Here is a 23,006-nt window from a genome sequence, read left to right on the forward strand (position 1 = left end):
ACTGATGAGCAAGGACAGCATCCCGCTGGTGCACCCGAGTCTGGGCGAGCGGGAACTCGCCGCCGTCGCCGAGGTGTTCGCCTCCGGCTGGCCGGCCGGCCAGGGCCCGCGCGGCAAGGCCCTGGAGGCCCTGCTCGCCGAGCGGTACGGCGTGGGCGACGCGGTCGCGGTGAGCAACTGCGGCGCGGCCCTCCACCTGGCCATGCTGGCACTGGGCGTGGAGCCCGGCGACGAGGTCATCGTCGCCGACTACACCTTCCCCGCCCCCGCGCACGCGGTGCGCTACGTCGGCGCGACCCCGGTCTTCGCGGACGTGCGCGCCGACACCGGCACGGTCGACCCGGCGGCCGTGGCGGCCCTCATCGGGCCGCGCACGGTCGGCATCATCGCGGTGGACACCCTCGGGATGCCCGCCGACTACACCGAGCTGATGGCGCTGGCCGGCGCCCACGGGCTGTTCGTCGTGGAGGACGCGGCGTGCGCGGTCGGCGCGACCTACCAGGGCCGCCCGGCGGGCTCGCTCGCGCCCGTGGCGTGCCTGTCCTTCCACGGCCGCAAGGGCGCCACCAGCGGCGAGGGCGGCGCGCTGCTCGCCGCCGACCCGGTGATCGGCGCGGACGCCCGGCTGCGGTCGTCGTTCGGCATCGGCAGCATCTACGACCAGGCGCAGGTCGTCGGCCTGCCGATCCCGGTCTTCACCGACATCGGCTACAACTACAAGCTCTCCGACATCGCCGCCGCCATCCTCCAGGTGCAGCTGGACCGCGTCGACGAGCTGCTCCAGCGGCGCAACAAGGCCGCCGCGGCCTACGCCGAACTGCTCGGCGACGACGACCTGCTGACGCTGCCGCACGTGCCGGCCGACCGCACCCACGCGTGGCAGTCGTACCTGGTGACCCTCGACCCGCGGGTGGACCGCGCCGGGCTCGCCGCCGCACTGCGCGCCCAGGGCATCGGCTGCGGCCAGGGTGCCTGGGCCACCCACCTGCAGCCGGTGTACCGCTCGGACCGGAGCTGCCCGGTCTCGGCGGACCTCTTCGCGCGCAATCTGGCCATCCCGATGCACGCCGAGCTGACCGAGGACCAGGTCGAGCAGGTCGCGCACACGCTGCGGGCGGAGCTGAAGAACAACCTGCGCGCGAGCTGACCGCGCAGCACCGCGAGACGAGAGCCCGGCCGGAGGATTCCTCCGGCCGGGCTCTCGTCGGTGTACGGGCGCGGTCAGCGGGCGAGCACCAGGACCGTCGGGGAGGAGGTCTCCACGAAGCGGACGTCCTCGAAGCCCGCGGCGGTCAGCCAGGCGTGGTAGTCGCTGCGCCGCCAGGTGCTGCCGTGCCGGGACTTGATGAGCATCTCGCCGGCGAAGGTCAGCGCGAAGGGCGGGCCGCTGCGGTCGTCGTCCACGACGTAGTCGGAGACGACGAGCGTGCCGCCGGGCCGCAGCGCCTTGCGGATGCGGGTGAAGACCGCCTGGTTGTCCTCGGGGCCCTCCTGGTGGGCGATGTTGGAGTACACCACCACGTCGTGGTCGCCGTTGCCGAAGTCGACGGTGTGGAAGTCGCCGTCGACGTGCTCGACCCGGTCGCCCACGCCCTTCTCGGCCAGCAGCCGGCGGGCGATCGCGTTGATCGGCGCCCAGTCGATCTGGGTGGAGCGGGCGTCCGGGTTGAGCCCGAGCCAGATGGCCGAGCAGATGCCCGAGCCGCCGCCGATGTCGAGGATCGAGACCTTCCCGGCGTCGGCGAGCCCGAGTTCCGCGGCGGCGATGTGCGCGACCGGCACGGACTGCGCGGCGATGGCCTGCACCAGGTTCTCCCAGTGCGGGTTGTCGGCGACCTCGACGACGGCGTTCGACGTCGGCCCGCCGTCGCGTACGGAGTCCGGCAGCGTCGCCATCGAACCGATGTGGCCCAGCTTCAGCTTGGCGAAACCGGTGAGCGAGGCGGGCCGGCCCTCCACCAGGAACGCCGACGCCTCCGGGGTGTTGCGGTAGCGGCCCTGCTCCACCACGACGACGCCGAGCGCGACCAGGCCGTCCAGCAGCGCCTGAGCGCCGCGCGGTGCGACCCCGGCCCGCTCGGCGACCTGCTCGGCATTGCCGGCGCCGTCCTCCAGGTGCGTGAAGACCTGGTACTGCGCCGCCGTGCCCATGATCCCGGTGGCCCAGTAGCCGTTGATCAGCCGCATGATGCGCTGCGAGTCGGGCCCGCCGTGTGCCGCGCCGCTCATGAGATCCTCCCCGCGTACGGGAGCGACGCGGCCACGCCGGCCAGCTCCGCGGTGTCGTCGTGTGCCGTGCCGTGTGCCGGGTCGCCGGCCGTGCCGTCGGTCCAGGTGCCGAGCGCCATCTCGGCGGTGATGCCGGGGCCGAAGCCGGCGATGACGCCGGTGGCACCGGTGGGAAGCGGCCGGTCCTCCTCGAACCGGCGGCGCAGCGCGTCGAAGACGACGGCGCTGGCGATGTTGCCGTACTCGGTCAGGGTGCTCCAGCTGTGCCGGAAGACCGTGCGGTCGACCTCCAGGAATTTGGCGAGGTCGTCCAGGATCCGCGGACCGCCCGCGTGGATGATGTAGAAGTCCAGGTCGGAGGCGCTCCAGCCGTGGCCCGCGGCGAGCTGGCGCAGCACCGGGGCGAGCGGCTCCATGGTGCCCGGCACCCGCTTGTCGAGCTGGAAGTGGAAGCCGGTGTCCCGCACCGCGTAGGAGATCCACTCCTCGGTGTTCGGGATGAGGTACGACGCGTTGTGCTCCAGCCGCACGCCGCTGACGCCCGCGTCACCGTGCCCCCGCACCACGGCGGCCGCGACCGCGTCACCGAACAGGCCGTCGGACAGCAGCGAGCCGACGTCGTCGGCGGAGGGCTGGTAGCACAGCGAGCACAGCTCGCACGAGACGATCAGCACATTGCTGTCGGGGTGCGCCGTGCAGAAGTCATGGGCGCGGTTGATCGCCGCGCCGCCCGCCGCGCAGCCGAGCTGGGCGATGGGAATCTGCCGGGTGTCGAATCGGAAACCCATGGTGTTGATGAGCCACGCGGTGAGCGAGGGCATCATGAATCCGGTGCACGAGACGTAGATGATCGCGTCGATGTCGTCGGCCCGCAGCCGTGCGTTGGCGAGCGCGTCCTCGATGACCTCCGGGCACCGCTTCTTCGACTCGGCCTCGTAGATCCTGTTGCGTTCCTCGAACCCCGGGTGCTCCAGCGTCTTCTCGATGGGCTGCACGATGTGCCGCTTGCGGACCCCGGTGTTCTCTATCAGCCGGAGCGCAAGCGGAAGCTGCGGCTTTCCCGCATGGGCTTTCCTGGCGAATTCCAGGGTCTGCTCCATGGTGATGGTGTATTCCGGTACGCGCACCGCGGGCTTGCACAAGATCGGCATGTCCGGCGCCTGCCTCTCAGAAATAGAAGACATTCCCCTGCCTTTGGCCTCTGGCCTTCGCCCTCTGACCTCTGCCCTCTGTTTTTGGCCGTGTCAATGTCGTACGGCCGGCTTGCCCGCGCCTTGGCGCCGACTTGCCGTCCGCCGTACGCAGCGGCCTCCCGCCGGGGGAGGGCAGCACGACGCGGCGCCCGCCGGATCTCTCCGGCGGGCGCCGCGCGTCGTGACGGGGTGGGCGGGCTACTCCTCGAAGCGGGCCGCGGCCACGTAGTCCGGCCGCGGGTCGAGCGCCGCGGCCAGCCGGAAGTGCCGCTGGGCCTCGGCGCGGCGGTCGGCCCGCTCCAGGGTGCGGGCCAGCGCGAAGTGGGCGAACGCGTTGTCCGGCTCACGCTCCAGGACGACCTGGAACTCCAGCTCCGCGGGCCGCAGTTGCGCGGCGAGGAAGAACGCGCGGGCACGCAGCAGCCGGGCTGCGGTGTTCTCCGGGTGGGCGGCGACGACCGGGTCCAGGAGCTTCACGGCGCCGCGCGGGTCGCGCGCCGCGAGCAGCTGCTCGGCGGCGCGGAAGTCGATCACATGGGTTTCCGGGGTGCGCTCGGGCACTGTCCGCCTCCCTGACATCGGGCACGGGGACGAATGATCGTCGGGACAGACATACCCAACACGCCGACCGACAACCGCATTCCCGCCACGGCCGCTGGTGCTGTGACCGGGAGGGTTCACCGGCTTGCGACGCCCGGCACGGCACCTCGCTGCGTTGCCGCATCGACCGAGCAGGCCCACTACGAGGCCGATCCGATCACCAGGTCCGCGACGGCCAGCCGGTCCGCCCGGCGGGCCTGCGCCGCCATCCGGGCCCGTGCCTCGTCCTGCGTCATCCCGCGCAGCCGCACCAGTCGCTCCACCTGCGTGTCCGGGTCGGCGTCGACCACCACGACCAGGTCGTAGCGCGGGGCCAGGCCGTTCTCGGTGAGCAGCGGGACGTCGTGCACCACGATGTCTCCGGGCCCGGCGGCCCGCTGGAGCTCGGCGGAGCGGGCCCCGACCAGCGGGTGCACGATCGCGTTCAGTGCCTGGCGGCGCTCCTCGTCGGCGAAGACGATCGCGCCGAGCCGCGGCCGGTCGAGCGAGCCGTCCGGCGCCAGCACCCCGGGCCCGAACTCCGCGACGACCGCGGCCAGCCCCTCGGTGCCCGGCTCGACGGCCTCCCGGGCGATCCGGTCGGCGTCCACCAGGATCGCCCCGTAGGAGACGAGCAGCCGCGCGACCTCGCTCTTGCCGGCTCCGATCCCGCCGGTCAGCCCCACTGTCAGCATGCCGGCCAGCTTATCCGGCCCGCTCCCCGGGCCATCGGCCCGCGCCGCCGCCCGACGCCCGTCAGCGCCCTCCGTCGTCCTCGCGGTCGGCGAGGAACCGCTCGAACTCCGCCGCCAGATCGTCGGCCGATGGCAGGTCGACGGGCTCGGCGATGAGGTTCTCCCGGCTGTCCATGCCGGCCACGGCGTCGTACTGGCTCTCCAGACCGCGCACCACCGACACCAGCTCGCCGTCGCCCTCCGCGACCTGCCGGTCGATCTCGACCCGTACCGTGTGCGCCTCGTTGCGCAGCGCGTGGGCGATCTCGGGCAGCACCAGGCCGGTGGCAGCGGTGACCGCCTCCAGCACGGCCAGAGCCGCGTCCGGGTACGGGGAGCGCGCCAGGTAGTGCGGTACGTGCGCGGCGACGCCCAGCACGTCGCGCCCGGCCTCGGCGAGCCGCAGCTCGACGAGCGCGGCCGCGCTGCCGGGCACCTGCGCCTCGTCGAACCACGCGCGGTGGCCCGGCACCAGGTCGACCCGGTTGCCGTGCGGTGTCAGCCCCACCGGGCGGGTGTGCGGCACGCCCATCGGGATGCCGTGGAAGTTGATGGCGATACGGACCCCGAGGCGCTCGATGACCTGGAGCACCGCGGTCGCGAAGCGCTCCCACTCCACGTCCGGCTCCGAGCCGGTGAGCAGCAGGAACGGGGTGCCGGTGGTGTCGCGCAGCAGGTAGAGATCGATCGACGGCGGCTCGTAGGACGACCAGTGGTCGCGCTCGAACGTCATGAGCGGGCGGCGGGCCCGGTAGTCGACCAGCCGGTCGGCGTCGAAGCGGGCGACGAGCTGGTTGTCGAGCCGGTCCAGCAGCTGCTCGCTGATCTGCTCGCCGGCCTCGCCGGCGTCCATGAACCCCTCGAAGTGGTAGAGCAGCACCGGTCCGGTGTCCCCGACCGCCTCGTCGACGGCCTCGGCCCCGCCCGGCACGTACTCGTACAGCCCTTGCGGATCCAGCACGATGATCGTCCTCCTCGTTATCTGTCACCACAACGAACAACTCCGGCCCGCCATTCCCGCCTCCGCGGGGGCGGACCGCCGGTGGACGCGGTGCGGCCCCGCACCCCTCGGAAGGGGTGCGGGGCCGCGGTGGCCTGGGGCCGTGGCCCTGGGCCGAGGGTCAGCTCTGGCCGCCGGCCAGCTTCTCGCGGAGCGCGGCGAGCGCCTCGTCGGAAGCGAGGGCACCGGAGGTGTCGTCGGACTCCGAGGAGTACGAACCGCCGGAGCCCGCGCCACCGGCCGCCGGAGTGGCACTGCCGGCCTCGGCAGCAGCCTGCTCGTCGGCCTCGCGGGACTTGATGACCTGGGCCTGGTGCTGCTCGAAGCGGGCCTGGGCCGTGGCGTACTGGCCCTCCCACTCCTCGCGCTGCTTCTCGTAGCCCTCGAGCCAGTCGTTGGTCTCGGGGTCGAAGCCCTCGGGGTAGATGTAGTTGCCCTGCTCGTCGTACGACGCGGCCATGCCGTACAGCGTCGGGTCGAAGTCGACCGAGGCCGGGTCGGCGCCGAAGGACTCGTTGGCCTGCTTGAGGGACAGCGAGATGCGGCGGCGCTCCAGGTCGATGTCGATGACCTTGACGAAGATCTCGTCGTTGACCTGGACGACCTGCTCCGGGATCTCCACGTGGCGCTCGGCCAGCTCGGAGATGTGGACCAGGCCCTCGATGCCCTCGTCCACCCGGACGAACGCACCGAACGGGACGAGCTTGGTGACCTTGCCGGGCACGACCTGCCCGATCTGGTGCGTACGGGCGAACTGCTGCCACGGGTCTTCCTGCGTCGCCTTCAGCGACAGGGAGACGCGCTCGCGGTCCATGTCGACGTCCAGGACCTCGACCGTGACCTCCTGGCCGACCTCGACGACCTCGGAGGGGTGGTCGATGTGCTTCCAGGACAGCTCCGAGACGTGCACCAGACCGTCGACACCGCCGAGGTCCACGAACGCACCGAAGTTGACGATGGAGGAGACGACGCCGGAGCGCACCTGGCCCTTCTGCAGGGTGGTGAGGAAGGTCTGGCGGACCTCGCTCTGGGTCTGCTCCAGCCAGGCACGGCGGGACAGGACCACGTTGTTGCGGTTCTTGTCCAGCTCGATGATCTTGGCTTCGAGCTCCTTGCCCACGTAGGGCTGGAGGTCGCGCACGCGGCGCATCTCGACCAGGGACGCGGGGAGGAAGCCGCGCAGGCCGATGTCGAGGATGAGGCCGCCCTTGACGACCTCGATGACGGTACCGGTGACGATGCCGTCCTCTTCCTTGATCTTCTCGATGGTGCCCCAGGCGCGCTCGTACTGGGCGCGCTTCTTCGAGAGGATCAGGCGGCCTTCCTTGTCCTCCTTCTGGAGGACCAGGGCCTCGATCTCATCGCCCACGGCGACGACCTCGTTGGGGTCGACGTCGTGCTTGATGGACAGCTCGCGGGAGGGGATGACACCTTCGGTCTTGTAACCGATGTCGAGCAGGACCTCGTCCCGGTCGACCTTCACGATGACGCCGTCGACGATGTCGCCGTCATTGAAGTACTTGATCGTCTCGTCGATCGCCGCGAGGAAGGCTTCCTCGTTGCCGATGTCGTTGACCGCCACCTGCGGGGTGGTACGAGGGGCCTCGGTGCTGCTCGTCATTAGGGAAAGGACTCCGGTACGGACAGTAAGTCGTAGGTACTGCTACGCCGAAGCCTTTTTCGGTCCCACCGTGGCTCCGGCCCGCCCAAGGGGGCCGGGAGACTGCGGCAGTGTCGAGCGTGGCCTGCTCCGTCTGAGGCGCGCAGGCTAGCAGCGCAACTTGTAGCATACGGGGGCAGCCGGGCAGGGTCAATGCACGAAGAGCCCACCGGGCGCGTAACGAACCAAACCGGCGTAACCCCCCCGTCCGCAGGTCTTTCCAGAGAGTACGACGACTGCTGCCATGATCCAAGGACCCGAACCCGAAGCGACCCGGCGCAACGCGGGGACCACGGAGAGCAGCCGGGCCAGCCGGGGCTGGTGGGACCGCAACGCCGACGACTACCAGCGCGAGCACGGCGACTTCCTCGGCGACGCCCGCTTCGTCTGGGGCCCCGAGGGACTCGACGAGGCGGACGCCGCCCTGCTCGGCCCGGCGGCGGAGCTGCGCGGCAAGACGGTGCTGGAGATCGGCGCCGGGGCCGCGCAGTGCTCGCGCTGGCTGGCCGCGCAGGGCGCGCGGCCGGTCGCGCTGGACCTCTCCCACCGCCAGCTCCAGCACGCCCGGCGCCTCGCGGAGGAGGCCCCGGCATCCGGCGCCGCCGCCTCCGTCCCCCTCGTCGAGGCCGACGCGGGCGTCCTGCCCTTCGCCGACGCCTCCTTCGACCTCGCGTGCTCGGCCTACGGGGCACTGCCCTTCGTCGCCGACTCCGCGCGCGTGCACCGCGAGGTCCGCCGGGTGCTGCGCCCCGGGGGCCGCTGGGTCTTCTCCGTCACCCACCCCGTGCGCTGGGCCTTCCCCGACGAGCCGGACGAGGAGGGCCTGACGGTGTCCGGCTCCTACTTCGACCGTCGTCCCTACGTCGAGCAGGACGAGCGCGGCCTCGCCGTCTACGTCGAGCACCACCGCACCCTCGGCGACCACGTCCGCGCGATCACCGCCTCGGGCCTGCGCCTGGCCGACCTGGTGGAACCGGAGTGGCCCGACTGGAACACCCAGGAGTGGGGCGGCTGGTCCCCGCTGCGCGGCCGCCTGCTGCCGGGCACGGCGGTCTTCGTGTGCGTGGCGGAATGAGCGTGCCGCCGCGCGGGCTCCGTGGCCGTACGGGCGGCGTGCGTCGCGCCTCCGCGCCGGTCGGGCGCGGAGGAAGGGCCGGGACTCGCACCACCCGCACGGCGGGCGCGTCCCCGCGCGGGAGCGGGGCCGGCCCCTGCGGGTCACGGACCCGCACGGGCGGGGCCTCCCGGCGCCGCCCGGACGGCACGTCCCCGCGCGTGCGGCGCGAGGAGGCGCCGACCGGGCGCGGAAGCGCGCAGGCGCCGACCGGGCGCGGAGGCGCGCGATGAGCGGAAGCGCGCGATGAGCGGGGGCTTCGCCGTACGGGCGGAGGGGCGGGGGCTGCCGGTCGCGGCGGTCGTACCCGAGCTGCTGGACGCGCTGGAACGGGAGGGGTGCGCGGTGCTCGCCGCGCCGCCCGGGACGGGAAAGACGACGCTGGTCCCGCTGGAGCTGGCCGCGGCCGGCGGCGGGCGGGTGGTCGTCGCCGAGCCGCGGCGGATGGCCGCGCGGGCGGCGGCGCTGCGGATGGCGTGGCTGCTGGGCGAGCGGGTCGGCGGACGGGTCGGCTACACCGTGCGCGGCGAGCGGAAGGTCTCCGCCTCGACCGAGATCGAGGTCGTCACCACCGGTGTGCTGCTCCAGCGGCTGCAGCGCGACCCGGAGCTGCCCGGCGTCGGCACCGTCGTCCTCGACGAATGCCACGAGCGGCACCTCGACGCCGACACCGCGATGGCCTTCCTGCTCGACGTGCGCGCCGCGCTGCGCCCCGAACTGCGGCTCGTCGCCGCGTCCGCGACGACCGACACGGCGGCCTGGGCCGCGCTGCTCGGCGGGGCGCCCGTCGTCGAGGCGGCGGGCGTGCTGCATCCCGTGGCCGTGCGGTGGGCGCCGCCGCCGCGCCCGGTACGGCCGCCGCACGGCATGAGCGTGGACCCGGCGCTGCTCGCGCACGTCGCCGCAGTCGTGCGTACCGCGCTCGCCGGCACCGGGGGCGACGTGCTGTGCTTCCTCCCCGGCGCCGGGGAGATCGCCCGGGTCGCCGGGATGCTCGGCGGGCTCGGGGTCGACATGCTCCAACTGCACGGGCGGGCGCCGGCCGCCGTGCAGGAGGCCGCGCTCGCGCCGGGCGAGCGGCGCCGGGTGCTGCTCGCCACGTCGGTGGCGGAGTCCAGTCTGACCGTGCCGGGCGTGCGGGCGGTCGTCGACAGCGGCCTGGCGCGCGAGCCGCGCACCGACCACGCGCGCGGGCTGGGCGCGCTCACCACGGTGCGGGTGTCGCGGGCCGCCGCCGAGCAGCGCGCCGGGCGGGCCGGGCGGGAGGCGCCCGGCACGGTCTTCCGCTGCTGGTCGCAGGCCGAGCACGACCGGCTGGCCCGGCAGCCCGAGCCGGAGATCGCCCTCGCCGACCTCACCGCCTTCGCCCTCCAGGCCGCGTGCTGGGGCGAGCCCGACGCGACGGGCCTGGCCCTGCTGGACCCGCCGCCGTCCGGCGCGCTGGCCGCCGCCCGCGCCACGCTGCGCACGCTGGACGCCGTCGACGACGCGGGCCGCGCCACCCCGCGCGGCCGCCGCCTCACCCGCCTCGGCCTGCACCCCCGGCTGGCCCGCGCCCTCCTCGACGCCGCCCCCGAGGTCGGCGCCTCCCGCGCCGCCGAACTCACCGCCCTCCTCTCCGAGGAGGTCCCCTCGACGTACGGCCCCGACCTGACGGCCGCCTGGCACACCGCCCGCCGCGCGACCGACGCGTACGCCCCGCGCTGGCGCGCGGAGTCCCGCCGCCTGGAGGCGGCCCTGCGCACGGAGGGCAACACAGCGTCGGGGCTCGCCCCTGCGGGGGCGGAGTCAGGGGCCGCAGCCGGGGACCCGCGAACGGCGGCCCCCGGCCGCGCCGCGAAACCCACGCCCGGCCCGACGGACGAAGCCGAGCGTGCCCCAACCGCCGGCGGCACCCCGCGGACAGCCCCCACCCGCGCCGCAGAGCCCACGCCCGGCCCGGCGAACGAAGCCGGAAGCCCACGAACAGCCACCCCCGGCCGGGCGAACGAAGCCGAGCGTGCCCCGAACGCCGGCGGCACCCCGCGGACAGCCCCCACCCGCGCCGGGAGCGGAGACCGGCGGCCGGACACGCCCGGCGCCCGGCTCAGCGACGACGACGCAGCCGGGCTGGTCGTCGCGCTGGCCTTTCCCGAGCGGCTGGCGCGGCGGCGGACAGGAGGCGGGTATCTGATGGTGTCCGGCACCGCCGCGGACGTCGGGGACGCGCTCGGCGGCGCCGAATGGGTTGCCGTCGCGGTCGCCGACCGTGCCGCGGGCCGGGCGGCGGCGCGGGTGCGGCTCGCCGCGGTGGCCGACGGGACGACCGCGCGGGCCGCGGCCGGGTGGGCGCTGCAGGCGTACGAGGAGGTGCGCTGGGCCCAGGGCGACGTGGTGGCCCGGCGCGTCGAGCGGCTCGGCGCGGTGGAGCTGGAGTCGGCCCCGCTGCGCTCCCCCGACCCCGCCGCGGTGCGCGCCGCACTCCTCGACGGGCTCGCCGCCGAGGGTACGGGGCTGCTGCGCTGGCCCCGGGAGGCCGTGGAGCTGCGGCACCGGATGGCGTTCCTGCACCGCGTGCTGGGCGAGCCGTGGCCCGACGTCGCCGAGGCCGCCCTGCTGGAGCGCGCCCCGGAGTGGCTCGGCCCCGAGCTGGCCACCGCCCGCCGCCGCGCCGACCTGGAGCGTACGGACGCGGGCCGCGCCCTTCCGCGGCTGCTGCCCTGGGCGTCCGGCGACGCGGCGCGCTTCGCGGAGCTGGCGCCCGAACGCCTGGAGGTGCCGAGCGGCTCCCGCGTCCGCGTCGACTACACGGGCGAGCAGCCCGTCCTCGCGGTGAAGCTCCAGGAGATGTTCGGCCTCGCGGACACCCCGCGCATCGCGGGCGTGCCCGTCCTCGTCCACCTGCTCTCCCCCGCAGGCCGCCCCGCCGCGGTGACCGCCGACCTCGCCTCCTTCTGGCGCACCGGCTACCCCGCCGTCCGCGCCGAACTCCGCGGCCGCTACCCCCGCCATCCGTGGCCGGAGGACCCCTCCACCACGGTCCCTACGCGCCGCCTCAACCCCCGCACCTGAGCCTCCGCGGGGGCTGGGCGCCCCCCGAGCTGCCCCGTCCCGCCGCGGCGGGACCGTCCCCCCGCCGGGGGCTGAGCGCGCTTAGGTGACTGCCACTTGCCGTGGCATGCTGCCTTCGCCCGGCGGGGCTGAGCGCGCCTAGGTAACTGCCACTTGCCGTGGCATGCTGCCTTCGCCCGGCGGGGCTGAGCGCGCAGTTCTCCCCCAGAGCTTCGCCTGGGAGGTACCCCCACGCGCCCCTAAATCGCTCGCCCTCGCCCGCAAGCCTGCCCCCACCCGCGGGAGGGAAGCGCCCGCGAGCCTGCCCCCGCAGGGGGGCCGCACGTCAGGGGCTCGCGTATGCCGCGCGGGGGACAAACCAGAGCCGCGGGGGGGCACCTCCCAGGCAGAGCCCAGGGCGAGAAACGCGCGGCCGGCCCACCATCGGGGGAAGGTCGCGGCACCCACCTCAAGAGGCACCCCGGGGCGCAACCGCCCCCCGCCCGCAGGGGCTCAGCTCTCCGAGGACCCCACCGCGTCAGCGGTCGCCGGCTGCGAGGCCGAGGGAGAGGCGGAACCCGCCCCGGACGGGGTCTCCTCAGGCGTCGGCGCAGCCGTCGCGCACGGGTCCTCCGTCTGCGTGCCGGAGTCCGTGGGGGTCGGCGTCGCCGAGTCCGTCGGGGTCGGCGACTCGCACACCGGCGGCGTCGTCGGGTCCGTCGAACCCCCGTCCGTGGGCGGGGTCGTCGGGTCGCCCGAGCCGTCACTCGGCGGCGGCGTGGTCGTCCCGCCGTCCGTGGGCGGCGTGGTCGGGTCGCCCGAGCCGTCGCTCGGCGGCGGGGTCGTCGTCCCGCCGTCGGTCGGCGGCGGCGTCGTCGTGCCGCCCCCGGGCTCGACCGGCGTCGTGGACTCGCCGCCGCTGCCCGCCGCGGGCGGCGTGGTAGTAGGCGGCTTGCCCGGCGCACCGGGCTTGGCCGGAGCCGCCGGCGTACCGGGGCTGTCGGGCACGGAGACGGCCCCGCCCTGCTTGAAGTGGTCGTACCAGGCGCGGACCAGCGAGAGGTAGGCCTGCGAGTGGTTGTAGCCGAGGATCGCCCGGTCCATCTGGGCCGGCACGGCGAGGTCCCGGCCGTCCGCGCACAGGTAGTGCGCGGCGGCGAGCGCGGCGTCGTAGATGTTGTTCGGGTCGTCCCTGCCGTCGCCGTTGCCGTCCGCTCCCCAGCGCTCCCACGTCGAGGGGATGAACTGCATGGGCCCGACGGCCCGGTCGTGGACCGGGTCCCCGTCGTAGCGCCCGCCGTCCGTGTCGCTGATGTTCGCGAAGCCGTTGCCGTTGAGGACGGGCCCGAGGATCGGCTTGTAGGTGGTGCCGTTGGCGTCGACCGCACCGTGCCGGGCCTGGTTGGACTCGACCTGGCCGATGGCGGCGAGGAGTTCCCAGGGCAGGTGGCAGCCGGGGTCGCTCTCGGCGACGGAGGCCTCGGCGCGCTGGTAGGCGGCGAGCACGGTCGCGGGCAGGCCGGAGCCGTCGGTGGGGACGTTCACCGAAGGACCGCCGGGGGCTCCCGGTGTCGGGGAGACCAGCGGCGGTCCGGTGGGGGTGTTCAGCGGCGGCATGTCGGTGATGTAGGGCGTGTCACCGTCGATGGCCGGCCCGGGTGGCGGGGCCACGGTCGTCTGCTGCTCCGTGTGAGCGGGGGCGGCGTGGGCGACCGGGAGGAAGCCCGGTGCCTGTGACGCGCTGAGCGCCGCCATCGCCGCGGCGGCAACCGCCGTGCCGGCCGCTCCCCTGCGTAGCCTTCGGCCGTAACGCCGCGCTGCCATAGGGCGCTTCCCCTCCCAGGTGCGGAGTGCGCCGTCCCCGGCGCCACAACTCCGCCGACCCTACGGCAACTTGCGGCACGTGACCACCGTGCGGACGTACTCAAAATGTGCGCAAACGGGCACGGCCGGCTTGTCACCGCCCGCCGTTTTCCCCCCGGTCACCTGCTGGTCACCGGCCCGGCGGGGCGCGCGCCGGAGCGCGCGGCCCCGCCCCGGGGGACTCAGTGGGCCGCCGACTCCCAGTCGGGCCCGGCGCCCACCGACACGTCCAGCGGCGCGCGCAGCGGATACGCCCCGGCCATCTCGCGGCGCACCAACTCCTCGACCGCGGCCCGCTCGCCGGGGGCGACCTCGAGCACGATCTCGTCGTGCACCTGGAGCAGCATGCGGGACGCCAGCTGCTCCTTGGTGAGCGCCTCGTCGACCCGCAGCATCGCGAGCTTGACGATGTCCGCGGCCGAGCCCTGGATCGGCGCGTTGAGCGCCATGCGCTCGGCCATCTCGCGGCGCTGCCGGTTGTCACTGTTGAGGTCGGGCAGGTACCGGCGGCGGCCGAGCAGCGTCTCGGTGTAGCCGGTGACGCGGGCCTCCTCGACGACGCGGTGCAGGTAGTCGCGCACCCCGCCGAAGCGCTCGAAGTACGTCTCCATGAGCGCGCGCGCCTCGGCGGCCTCGATGCCGAGCTGCTGCGACAGGCCGAAGGCCGACAGCCCGTACGCCAGGCCGTAGGACATGGCCTTGATCTTGCGGCGCATCTCCGCGTCGACCGCGTCCCGCCCGACGCCGAAGACCTGGGAGCCGACGGTGGTGTGCAGGTCCTCGCCGGAGGTGAAGGCGGCGATGAGGCCTTCGTCCTCGGACAGGTGGGCCATGACGCGCAGCTCGATCTGGCTGTAGTCCGCGGTCAGCAGCGACTCGTAGCCCGCGCCGACGACGAAGCCGCGGCGGATGGCCCGGCCCTCGTCGGTGCGGACCGGCACGTTCTGCAGGTTGGGGTCGGTGGACGACAGCCGGCCGGTGGCGGCGACGATCTGGCTGAAGGTGGTGTGGATCCGCCCGTCAGGGGCGACCGTCTTGACCAGGCCCTCCACGGTGACGCGCAGCTTGGCCTGCTCGCGGTGCCTCAGCATGATGACCGGCAGCTCGTGCTCGGTCTGCGCGGCGAGCCAGGCCAGCGCGTCGGCGTCCGTGGTGTAGCCCGTCTTGGTCTTCTTGGTCTTGGGCAGGCCCAGCTCTCCGAACAGCACCTCCTGGAGCTGCTTGGGCGAGCCGAGGTTGAACTCGTGGCCCACCGAGGCGTGCGCCTCGCCCACCGCGTGCTGGACGGCGGCGGCGAACTGCTGCTCCAGTCCCTCCAGATGGGCCCGGTCGGCGGCGATGCCGGTCCGCTCCATCTTCGCCAGCAGCGCGGACGTCGGCAGCTCCAGGTCGTGCAGCAGCTCGGCGGCGCCGACCTCGGGCAGCCGCGCGCCGAAGACCTCGCCGAGGTCGAGCACCGTGCGGGCCTGCACCATCAGGGCGCCGGCTGCGGCCGCGCCCTCCTCGTCGCCCTCTTCACCGAAGGCGAGCTGGCCGCTGCCGCTGTCGACCGGGGCCAGCTCGCGGCCCAGATACTCCACCGACAGCACGTCGAGCGCGAAGGAGCGGCGGCCCGGCTTGATCAGGTAGGCGGCGAGCGCGGTGTCCATCGACACCCCCTCGACCGTCCAGCCGTGCTCGGCGAAGACCCGGGCGGTGTTCTTGGCGTTGTGCAGCACCTTGGGGCGGCCGGGGTCGGCGAGCCAGCCGGCGAAGGCCCGCTCGTCGGCCTCGTCGAGCTGCGCGGGGTCGAACCACGCGGCATCCTCCGCGGTGGCGAGCGCGATCTGGGTGACGCTGCCGGCGCCCAGCGCCCAGGTGTCGACGGTGGCGAGGCCGACCGGCACCCCGCCGTGCCCGGCGAGCCAGTCCGGCAGGTCACCGGCGGCCAGCACCGTGCCCTCGACGGCGACGCCCTCGGCGACCTCCGCCTCCTCCTCCGCCTCGCCGGGGTCGGCGGCGAAGAGCCGGTCGCGGAAGTTGGCGTGGCGGAACTCCAGCACGTCCAGCACGCCGGTGACCGCGGCGCGGTCGTACGGCACGCGCTCCAGGCCCTCGGGGCCGACGGGCAGCGCGACGTCCTTGACCATCTCGGTCAGCCGACGGTTGAGCTTGACGGCGTCCAGGTGCTCCCGCAGCGCCTCGCCGGCCTTGCCCTTGACCTCGTCCACCCGCTCGACCAGCGCCTCGAACGAGCCGAACTCGTTGATCCACTTCGTCGCCGTCTTCGGCCCCACGCCGGGGATGCCGGGCAGGTTGTCGGACGGGTCGCCGCGCAGCGCCGCGAAGTCCGGGTACTGCCGCGGGGTCAGGCCGTACTTCTCCTCGACCTTCGCCGGGGTGTACCGCGTCAGCTCGGACACGCCCTTGGTCGGGTAGAGCACGGTGACGTGGTCGCTGACCAGCTGGAAGGAATCCCGGTCGCCGGTGACGATGAGCACGTCGTAGCCGAGCTCCTCGGCCTGGGTGGCGAGGGTGGCGATGACGTCGTCCGCCTCGAATCCCTCGACGGCGAAGCGCTTCACCCCCATCGAGTCCAGCAGCTCGCCGATCAGCTCGACCTGGCTGCGGAACTCGTCGGGCGTCTTGGTGCGCGTCGCCTTGTACTCCGGATACTCGTCGAAGCGCCAGGTCTTGCGGGAGACGTCGAAGGCGACCGCCAGATGCGTCGGCTGCTCGTCACGCAGCGTGTTCGACAGCATGGACGTGAAGCCGTAGATCGCGTTCGTCGGCTGCCCCGTGGCGGTGCTGAAATTCTCCACGGGCAGCGCGTAGAACGCCCGGTACGCCAGCGAATGCCCGTCCAGCAGCATCAGGCGGGGGCGGTCGGTCGTCGTCTTCGATGCTTTCGTTGCCACGTGAGCGATCCTCCCACGCGCCACCGACAATCCCGGATTCCAACCGGGTCGGGGCACGCGATCCGCGCCGCCCGGCATCGCCGACGGAGGTGGGTTCGCCGGTGGACGGCGAGCCAAGGGGCGCGCCCGTATCGCAACGATGGGGGCACCCGCCCAGGCGAAGCTCCGGGGCGAGCGGAGGTTCCGGGGAACGAGGGACCGAGCACGGTCGACCTCCCCCCGGACTCCGTCCGGCTCCGCCCCCAAACCGCATACAAGCGCCCGGAGGCGGAGCCGGCGGCAACAAACGGTGGGAGGATCGTCGCTATGGCGAAGAAGGCTCCCGAGGGTGATCCCGTCCAGGACGCGCCGCACGTCAGCGCGCCGAAGAAGGCTGCCGCCGGGTTGCCGGCGGTCGGGCACACGATGAAGGTGGCCGGGGCGCAGATGGGCGCCCGGCGGGCGACGCTCACGCTGCTCAAGGTCAACCAGAAGGACGGTTTCGACTGCCCCGGGTGCGCGTGGCCGGAGCCGGACCACCGGCACACCTTCGAGTTCTGCGAGAACGGCGCCAAGGCCGTCGCCGAGGAGGCGACACTGCGCCGCGTCACGCCCGACTTCTTCGCCGCGCACCCGGTCGCCGACCTCGCCCGGCGCAGCGGCTACTGGCTCGGGCAGCAGGGCCGCATCACCCAGCCGATGTACCTGGCGGAGGGCGCCGAGCACTACGAGGCCGTGCCGTGGGAGCGGGCCTTCGAGCTGGTCGCCGAGGAACTGCACGCGCTCGGCTCACCGGACGAGGCCGTCTTCTACACCTCCGGCCGCACCAGCAACGAGGCCGCCTTCCTCTTCCAGCTCTTCGCCCGCGAGTTCGGCACCAACAACCTGCCGGACTGCTCCAACATGTGCCACGAGTCGTCCGGCTCGGCCCTGACCGAGACCCTCGGCGTCGGCAAGGGCAGTGTGCTGCTCGACGACCTGCACCGCGCCGAGCTGATCGTCGTGGCAGGCCAGAACCCGGGCACGAACCACCCGCGGATGCTGTCGGCCCTGGAGAAGGCCAAGCGCGGCGGCGCGAAGGTCGTCACCGTCAACCCGCTGCCCGAGGCGGGCATGGAGCGCTTCCGCAACCCGCAGACCGCGGGGGGCCTCGCGGGACCGGGCACCAAGCTCACCGACCTCTTCCTGCCCGTGCGGCTGGGCGGCGACCAGGCGCTCTTCCGGGCGCTGGGCCGGCTGCTGATCGAGGCGGGCGCGCTGGACCGCGCCTTCATCGCCGAGCACACCCACGGCTTCGCCGACTACGAGGCCGCGGCCCGCGCCGCGGACTGGGCGGAGGTGGAGCGAGCCACCGGCCTGGAGCGGGCCGAGATCGAGAAGCTCCACGCCATGGTGCTGGACGCGAAAAGCGTCGTGGTGTGCTGGGCGATGGGCCTGACCCAGCACAAGCACGCGGTGCCGACGATCCGCGAGGTCGTCAACTTCCTGCTGCTGCGCGGCAACGTGGGCCGCCCGGGCGCCGGGGTCTGCCCGGTGCGCGGACACAGCAACGTGCAGGGCGACCGCACGATGGGCATCTTCGAGCGGCCCACCGCGGCCTTCCTGGACGCCCTGCAGAAGGAGTTCGGCTTCGAGCCGCCGCGCGAGCACGGCCTGGACGTGGTGCGGGCGATCCGCGCGCTGCGCGACGGGCAGGCGAAGGTCTTCTTCGCGATGGGCGGCAACTTCGTCGCGGCCTCCCCCGACACCGACGTCACGGAGGCGGCGATGCGCCGCGCCCGGCTGACCGTGCACGTCTCGACGAAACTCAACCGCTCGCACGCGGTGACCGGCGCCCGCGCGCTGATCCTGCCGACGCTCGGCCGCACCGAGAAGGACGTGCAGGCCGCCGGCCCGCAGTTCGTCAGCGTCGAGGACTCGATGGGCATGGTGCACGCCTCACGCGGCGGGCTGGCGCCGGCCTCGCCGCAGCTGCTGTCGGAGCCGGCGATCGTCTCCCGGCTGGCCCGCGCGGTGTTCGGCGACCGCAGCGGGGTGCCGTGGGCGGAGTTCGAGAGCGACTACGACCTGATCCGCGACCGCATCGCCCGCGTGGTGCCGGGCTTCGACGACTTCAACGCCAAGGTGCGCCGCCCCGGCGGCTTCACGCTGCCGCACGGCCCGCGCGACACGCGCACCTTCCCCACCGCGACCGGCAAGGCCAACTTCACGGCCGCGCCGCTGGAGTACCCCACCGTGCCCGAGGGCCGACTGCTGCTGCAGACGCTGCGCTCGCACGACCAGTACAACACCACGATCTACGGCCTCGACGACCGCTACCGCGGGATCAAGGGCGGCCGCCGGGTGGTGCTGGTGCACGCCGACGACGCGGCGGCCGCAGGCCTGCGCGACGGGGATTACGCCGACCTGGTCAGCGAGTGGCGGGACGGCTCGGAGCGGCGCGCGGACGGCTTCCGGGTCGTCCACTACCCGACACCGCGCGGATGCACCGCCGCGTACTACCCGGAGACCAACGTGCTGATCCCGCTGGACCACACGGCCGAGACCAGCAACACGCCCGCCGCCAAGTCCGTCGTCATCCGGCTGGAGAGGTCCCGCGAGGGTGCCCCGGCCGACCCGGCGCGCCCGTGACCGCGCCTGTGCGGTAGAAAGCGAGGGATAAGGACAAGGCTGTCCGGTACACCCACCACGACAGCGACGTAGAGGCCGATCGGAGCCGAGCGCATGGGCGAGCAGACCGTCACCCGTTTCCCGCAGGAGATCCTGGAGCAGTACGCCGGGCTCGGCATCGACCTGCAGGCGCTCTTCTCAGCCGGCCACCTGGGCGTGCGGATGAACATCCGCATCCTGGAGGCGTCGCCGGAGCAGGTGGTCGGCACGATGCCGGTGGAGGGCAACACCCAGCCGTACGGACTGCTGCACGGCGGCGCCTCGGCGGTGCTGGCGGAAACGCTGGGCTCGGTCGGCGCGATGCTGCACGGCGGACCCAGCAAGATCGCGGTCGGTGTCGACCTCAACGCGACGCACCACCGCGGTATGCGCCAGGGCCAGGTCACGGGCACCGCGACGCCGGTGCACCGCGGCCGCTCCTCGGCCACCTACGAGATCGTGATCACCGACGACGACTCCGGCAAGCGCGTCTGCACCGCCCGGCTGACCTGCATGCTGCGCCCAGCCGCCCCCGCGGCGACGGCGTGACCCCGTCTCAGTACTTGGCCCCGACGTGCAGATCCATGAGCTCCACGGAGGCCCGGCGGGCGACAGAGACGCTGTACGGCCGCTTGCCGCCTCCGGCTACCCTCCATTCCACGCCGACCAAGTCGAGGGTTTCGCAGAAGAGCGCACGTATGCCGTCGGAGACGTTGGTGAAGAAATACCGCGGGTACTCGTAGCGCTTCGGTTCGCCTCCAACCAGCCTTGTCGTCCAGTTGGTGATGCGGCATCCGTCGGAGTGCACCAAACCGCGGACGAACTCCCACGGGTACGTGTCGACGATCGTCTGCTGCCACGGTTCAAGCGCGATGTGACGCTCGTGCTTGCGACCGGGGCCATGCTGGGGAAAGACCGTCGGCCATTGCTTGCTGCATGCCGTGACCTGGACGCAGCCCTGCTGTCGCACACGGCAGACGGAGCCGCCCGGCCGGACGGCACGGATGGCGTGCTCGCAAGCATCGATGAGGCCGGGCCATGAGTTGGAACAGGCGATCCGCAGGGCGTAGACGCCGCGGCCGTTTCGGCTGAGGCAGCCGTCGCCCAGGTAGAGCCCGAGTAGGTACGGGTAGGCCGGGCCGTCGGTGCACAGCGGGGTGCGGCCGGTGCCGGACATTCCCGGCCCGTGGGTGGCCCAGCCGCGGATGGCCGCACGCGATATGCCGGTGCTACGACTGGTGGCGTTGAGGCTGTGGCCTTCGGCAAGCAGGGCAAGGGCCCGACAACGGGTCGCGAGGTCGTACATACGACCGAGAATGCACGACGAAGGTCGACCGGCAGACGCGACCGAACGAAAGTTCACCCTGTTCAGTGACCTTGCCAAAGGCACCTTTACCTGGGTGTGGGAAGTTGTGGTACCCCGGGTGGGATTCGAACCCACGCTGGATGCTGTTTGAGAGCACTGCCTCTACCGCTGGGCTACCGGGGCTCCTTGCGAAACGCGGGGCCTACGGCGGTCCTGCGTGGTCCTACCTTAGCGGAGCTGGGTAGGCTCTAGTAGCAGCACCCCGCCTGAACCGAGGAGCACCGTGAGCGCCCCCGACGAGCCCGCCGCGCAGTCCGGCGAGCAGACCGATCCGCCCGCCGACCAGCCGTCCGAGCAGCCCGCGGCATCGTCGCACGTACCCCCGCAGACCACCCGTGTGGTGATCGCGGAGGACGAGGCGCTGATCCGGCTGGACCTCAAGGAGATGCTGGAGGAGGAGGGCTACGCGGTCGTCGGCGAGGCCGGCGACGGGGAGGCGGCGATCAAACTCGCCGAGGAACACCGCCCGGACCTGGTGATCCTCGACGTGAAGATGCCGGTGCTGGACGGGATCTCGGCGGCCGAGCGCATCGCGGGCGAGAAGCTCGCGCCGGTGCTGATGCTCACCGCCTTCTCGCAGCGCGAGCTGGTGGAGCGGGCGCGGGACGCGGGCGCGATGGCCTACCTGGTCAAGCCGTTCAGCAAGAGCGACCTGGTGCCGGCGATCGAGATGGCGGTCAGCCGCTTCCAGGAGCTGCGGGCGCTGGAGGACGAGGTCGCCGACCTCTCGCAGCGGCTGGAGACGCGCAAGCTGGTGGACCGCGCGAAGAGCGTGCTGCAGACGAAGTACGGCCTGACGGAGCCGGCCGCCTTCCGCTGGATCCAGAAGACGTCGATGGACCGCCGGATGTCGATGCAGGCGGTGGCCCAGGCCGTGATCGAGGAGGTCGCGGGCGAGTAGAGCCGCCGACGACGGTACGTCCGTACGACGGTACGTCCGTACGACGGTACGTCCGTACGACGAGGGGGCCGCACCCGGCGATCCGGGTGCGGCCCCTTCCGCGTACGGGCGCGGCTCAGTCCTCGCCGAGGTAGGTCTTGCGGACGCCCTCGTCGGTCAGCAGCTCCGCGCCGGTGCCGGAGAGCTTGATGGTGCCGACCTCCATGACGTGCGCCTGGTCGGCGAGCGACAGCGCGGCCTGCGCGTTCTGCTCGACGAGCAGGATGGTGGTGCCCTGCTCCTTGAGCTCCTTGATCGTCGCCATGATCTTCTGCATCATGATCGGCGACAGGCCCATCGACGGTTCGTCCAGCATCAGCAGCTTGGGCCGGCACATCAGCGCCCGGCCCATGGCCAGCATCTGCTGCTCACCGCCGGACAGGGTGCCCGCGGCCTGCTTGCGGCGCTCGCCGAGGATCGGGAAGAGCGTGTAGGCGCGCTCCATGTCCTGCGTGATCCCGGCGGCGTCCTTGCGGAGGTACGCGCCGAGCTGGAGGTTCTGCTCGATGGTCAGGCTGGGGAAGATGTGCCTGCCCTCGGGCGAGTGGGCCAGGCCCAGCGCCACGATCTTGTGGGCGGGTTCGCGGTGCAGCGGGCGCCCGTCGAAGACGATCTTCCCGCCGACGGGCCGCAGCAGCCCGCTGAGGGTGCGCAGGGTGGTGGTCTTACCCGCGCCGTTGGTGCCGATGAGGGTGACGACCTGGCCGGCCTCGACGGAGAACGAGATGCCCTTGACGGCCTCGATCTTGCCGTACGCGACGCGCAGGTTGTCCACTTCGAGCAGTGCGGTCATTTGTCGTTCTCCTGCTGCTCGTCCTGCCCCTGCTCCGGTTCCGGCGAAGGCTCCGGCGACGGTTCCGGTTCCGGTTCCGGTTCCGGCGACGCCTCCGGCGACGCCTCCGGCTGCGGCTCCGGCAACGGCTCCGCCGAGGGCTCCGGCTGCGCCTGCTCCCCGCCCGCGTCGAAGGGCTCGCCGAGGTACGCGGCGATGACCCGCTCGTCCTGCTGGACGACCTCGGAGCTGCCCTCGACCAGCTTCTCGCCCTGCACGAGCACGGCGACGCGGTCGCACAGGTTGAAGATGAAGCGCATGTCGTGCTCGATGACGAGCACGGCGACACCCTGGTCCCGGACGGCGAAGACCAGTTCCTCGGTGGCCCGGGTCTCCTGCGGGTTCATGCCCGCGGTCGGCTCGTCGAGCAGCAGCAGACCGGGCTCGCTCGCGAGCGCGCGGGCGATCTCCAGCTTGCGCTGCTCGCCGTAGGGCAGGTTGCGGGCGAGGTGGTCGGCCTTGCCGGCGAGGCCGGTGAATTCCAGCAGCTCCATCGCGCGGGCCCGCGAGGTGGCCTCCGCCCGGTGGTAGCCGGGACCGCGGATGATCGCCGAGATCAGCCCTTCCTTGGTCCTGGTGTGCCGCCCGACCAGGACGTTCTCCAGCACCGTCATGTTGGCGAACAGCCGGATGTTCTGGAAGGTGCGGGCGATGCCGGCCTTGGTGACCAGGTGCGGCTTGGGCGGCAGCACCGTGCCGCGGTAGCTGACGGTGCCCTCGGTCGGGACGTACAGCCCGGTGAGGCAGTTGAAGAAGGTGGTCTTGCCCGCGCCGTTGGGGCCGATGAGCCCGACGATCTCCCCGGAGTTGACGGTGAGGTCGACGTCGCGGACGGCGGTCAGGCCGCCGAACCGCATGACGACGCCGCTGGCCTGGAGCAGCGGGCCGCCAGGCTCGTCGCGCGGGGCGGACTGGTGCGGAATGGTGGTGGTCATGGTGTC

17 protein-coding genes and 1 tRNA gene are annotated in these 23,006 nt (G+C 73.1%); 6 read left to right on the top strand and 12 right to left on the bottom strand.

The genetic code is table 11. The features are described from left to right. Positions 1–4 precede the first annotated feature (4 nt). Positions 5–1,147 (top strand): DegT/DnrJ/EryC1/StrS family aminotransferase, encoded by a 1,143-nt coding sequence (locus IH54_RS0125750; RefSeq protein WP_031521078.1) that lies wholly within the window; start codon positions 5–7, stop codon positions 1,145–1,147. A 74-nt stretch (positions 1,148–1,221) separates the two neighbouring features. Here IH54_RS0125750 and IH54_RS0125755 read toward each other — a convergent pair whose 3' ends face one another. From IH54_RS0125755 to rpsA, 6 genes are all read right to left on the bottom strand, one after another. After that, on the bottom strand, positions 1,222–2,229 hold the full coding sequence (locus IH54_RS0125755; RefSeq protein WP_052397865.1) for a class I SAM-dependent methyltransferase: 1,008 nt from the start codon (positions 2,227–2,229) through the stop codon (positions 1,222–1,224). Then, entirely contained in the window at positions 2,226–3,380 is a 1,155-nt protein-coding gene (locus IH54_RS0125760; RefSeq protein ID WP_199923461.1) for a type III polyketide synthase, read from the bottom strand. Before IH54_RS0125760 ends, IH54_RS0125755 begins: the two co-directional genes overlap by 4 nt. A 240-nt stretch (positions 3,381–3,620) precedes the next feature. Next, the gene (locus IH54_RS0125765) at positions 3,621–3,983 is read right to left on the bottom strand and encodes a tetratricopeptide repeat protein (protein ID WP_031521084.1); all 363 of its coding nucleotides are present in this window, start codon (positions 3,981–3,983) and stop codon (positions 3,621–3,623) included. Positions 3,984–4,162: 179 nt separating this feature from the next. Further along, positions 4,163–4,696 (bottom strand): dephospho-CoA kinase, encoded by a 534-nt coding sequence (gene coaE / locus IH54_RS0125770; protein WP_052397866.1) that lies wholly within the window; start codon positions 4,694–4,696, stop codon positions 4,163–4,165. A 61-nt stretch (positions 4,697–4,757) separates the two neighbouring features. Beyond that, entirely contained in the window at positions 4,758–5,696 is a 939-nt protein-coding gene (locus IH54_RS0125775) for a PAC2 family protein (protein WP_031521088.1), read from the bottom strand. A gap of 160 nt (positions 5,697–5,856) precedes the next feature. After that, positions 5,857–7,356 carry a 30S ribosomal protein S1 gene (gene rpsA / locus IH54_RS0125780; RefSeq protein WP_031521090.1) on the bottom strand — a complete coding sequence of 500 codons (1,500 nt, stop codon included), beginning with the start codon at positions 7,354–7,356 and terminating at the stop codon, positions 5,857–5,859. 283 nt (positions 7,357–7,639) lie between these two features. Here rpsA and IH54_RS0125785 point away from each other — a divergent pair, with 283 nt between their 5' ends. Further along, a complete protein-coding gene (locus IH54_RS0125785) occupies positions 7,640–8,470 on the top strand; it encodes a class I SAM-dependent methyltransferase (protein WP_031521091.1) in 831 nt (276 codons plus the stop codon). Positions 8,471–8,755: 285 nt separating this feature from the next. Next, the gene (locus IH54_RS0125790; RefSeq protein ID WP_031521093.1) at positions 8,756–11,560 is read left to right on the top strand and encodes an ATP-dependent RNA helicase; all 2,805 of its coding nucleotides are present in this window, start codon (positions 8,756–8,758) and stop codon (positions 11,558–11,560) included. Between the two features lie 492 nt (positions 11,561–12,052). Here IH54_RS0125790 and IH54_RS0125795 read toward each other — a convergent pair whose 3' ends face one another. Together IH54_RS0125795 and polA are read right to left on the bottom strand one after the other, a co-directional pair. Next, complete coding sequence (locus IH54_RS0125795; RefSeq protein WP_031521096.1) at positions 12,053–13,363, bottom strand: lytic transglycosylase domain-containing protein; 1,311 nt, start codon at positions 13,361–13,363, stop codon at positions 12,053–12,055. A 221-nt stretch (positions 13,364–13,584) separates the two neighbouring features. Next, entirely contained in the window at positions 13,585–16,299 is a 2,715-nt protein-coding gene (gene polA / locus IH54_RS0125800) for a DNA polymerase I (RefSeq protein WP_199923462.1), read from the bottom strand. Positions 16,300–16,605: 306 nt separating this feature from the next. On the opposite strand from polA, the gene IH54_RS0125805 reads away from it, so the two are divergent. Both IH54_RS0125805 and IH54_RS0125810 read left to right on the top strand, forming a co-directional pair. Beyond that, positions 16,606–18,909, top strand: a complete 2,304-nt coding sequence (locus IH54_RS0125805; RefSeq protein WP_031521100.1) for an FdhF/YdeP family oxidoreductase — start codon at positions 16,606–16,608, stop codon at positions 18,907–18,909. A gap of 93 nt (positions 18,910–19,002) precedes the next feature. Further along, a complete protein-coding gene (locus IH54_RS0125810) occupies positions 19,003–19,476 on the top strand; it encodes a PaaI family thioesterase (RefSeq protein WP_031521102.1) in 474 nt (157 codons plus the stop codon). A 7-nt stretch (positions 19,477–19,483) separates the two neighbouring features. Here the strand turns inward: IH54_RS0125810 and IH54_RS0125815 are convergent, their stop codons facing one another. Next, the gene (locus IH54_RS0125815) at positions 19,484–20,233 is read right to left on the bottom strand and encodes a helix-turn-helix domain-containing protein (RefSeq protein WP_031521104.1); all 750 of its coding nucleotides are present in this window, start codon (positions 20,231–20,233) and stop codon (positions 19,484–19,486) included. A 107-nt stretch (positions 20,234–20,340) separates the two neighbouring features. Further along, positions 20,341–20,416, bottom strand: a tRNA-Leu gene (locus IH54_RS0125820). A gap of 214 nt (positions 20,417–20,630) precedes the next feature. Between IH54_RS0125820 and IH54_RS0125825 the strand changes: the two genes are divergently transcribed. After that, complete coding sequence (locus IH54_RS0125825) at positions 20,631–21,194, top strand: ANTAR domain-containing response regulator (RefSeq protein WP_234343848.1); 564 nt, start codon at positions 20,631–20,633, stop codon at positions 21,192–21,194. 115 nt (positions 21,195–21,309) lie between these two features. Here the strand turns inward: IH54_RS0125825 and IH54_RS0125830 are convergent, their stop codons facing one another. After that, entirely contained in the window at positions 21,310–22,026 is a 717-nt protein-coding gene (locus tag IH54_RS0125830) for an ABC transporter ATP-binding protein (protein WP_031521109.1), read from the bottom strand. Beyond that, on the bottom strand, positions 22,023–23,000 hold the full coding sequence (locus IH54_RS0125835; protein WP_031521111.1) for an ABC transporter ATP-binding protein: 978 nt from the start codon (positions 22,998–23,000) through the stop codon (positions 22,023–22,025). Before IH54_RS0125835 ends, IH54_RS0125830 begins: the two co-directional genes overlap by 4 nt. Positions 23,001–23,006: the final 6 nt, after the last annotated feature.

The sequence above is a fragment of the Streptomyces sp. NRRL F-5123 genome (assembly GCF_000721495.1).
Lineage (GTDB): Bacteria > Actinomycetota > Actinomycetes > Streptomycetales > Streptomycetaceae > Actinacidiphila.

Excerpts from the sequence above, each read along its gene's own strand:
- IH54_RS0125750 (WP_031521078.1), top strand. The coding sequence starts at position 5 with ATGAGCAAGGACAGCATCCCGCTGGTGCACCCGAGTCTGGGCGAGCGG.
- IH54_RS0125755 (WP_052397865.1), bottom strand. The coding sequence starts at position 2,229 with ATGAGCGGCGCGGCACACGGCGGGCCCGACTCGCAGCGCATCATGCGG.
- IH54_RS0125760 (WP_199923461.1), bottom strand. The coding sequence starts at position 3,380 with ATGCCGATCTTGTGCAAGCCCGCGGTGCGCGTACCGGAATACACCATC.
- coaE (WP_052397866.1), bottom strand. The coding sequence starts at position 4,696 with ATGCTGACAGTGGGGCTGACCGGCGGGATCGGAGCCGGCAAGAGCGAG.
- rpsA (WP_031521090.1), bottom strand. The coding sequence starts at position 7,356 with ATGACGAGCAGCACCGAGGCCCCTCGTACCACCCCGCAGGTGGCGGTC.
- IH54_RS0125785 (WP_031521091.1), top strand. The coding sequence starts at position 7,640 with ATGATCCAAGGACCCGAACCCGAAGCGACCCGGCGCAACGCGGGGACC.
- IH54_RS0125790 (WP_031521093.1), top strand. The coding sequence starts at position 8,756 with ATGAGCGGGGGCTTCGCCGTACGGGCGGAGGGGCGGGGGCTGCCGGTC.
- IH54_RS0125795 (WP_031521096.1), bottom strand. The coding sequence starts at position 13,363 with ATGGCAGCGCGGCGTTACGGCCGAAGGCTACGCAGGGGAGCGGCCGGC.
- IH54_RS0125805 (WP_031521100.1), top strand. The coding sequence starts at position 16,606 with ATGGCGAAGAAGGCTCCCGAGGGTGATCCCGTCCAGGACGCGCCGCAC.
- IH54_RS0125810 (WP_031521102.1), top strand. The coding sequence starts at position 19,003 with ATGGGCGAGCAGACCGTCACCCGTTTCCCGCAGGAGATCCTGGAGCAG.
- IH54_RS0125815 (WP_031521104.1), bottom strand. The coding sequence starts at position 20,233 with ATGTACGACCTCGCGACCCGTTGTCGGGCCCTTGCCCTGCTTGCCGAA.
- IH54_RS0125830 (WP_031521109.1), bottom strand. The coding sequence starts at position 22,026 with ATGACCGCACTGCTCGAAGTGGACAACCTGCGCGTCGCGTACGGCAAG.
- IH54_RS0125835 (WP_031521111.1), bottom strand. The coding sequence starts at position 23,000 with ATGACCACCACCATTCCGCACCAGTCCGCCCCGCGCGACGAGCCTGGC.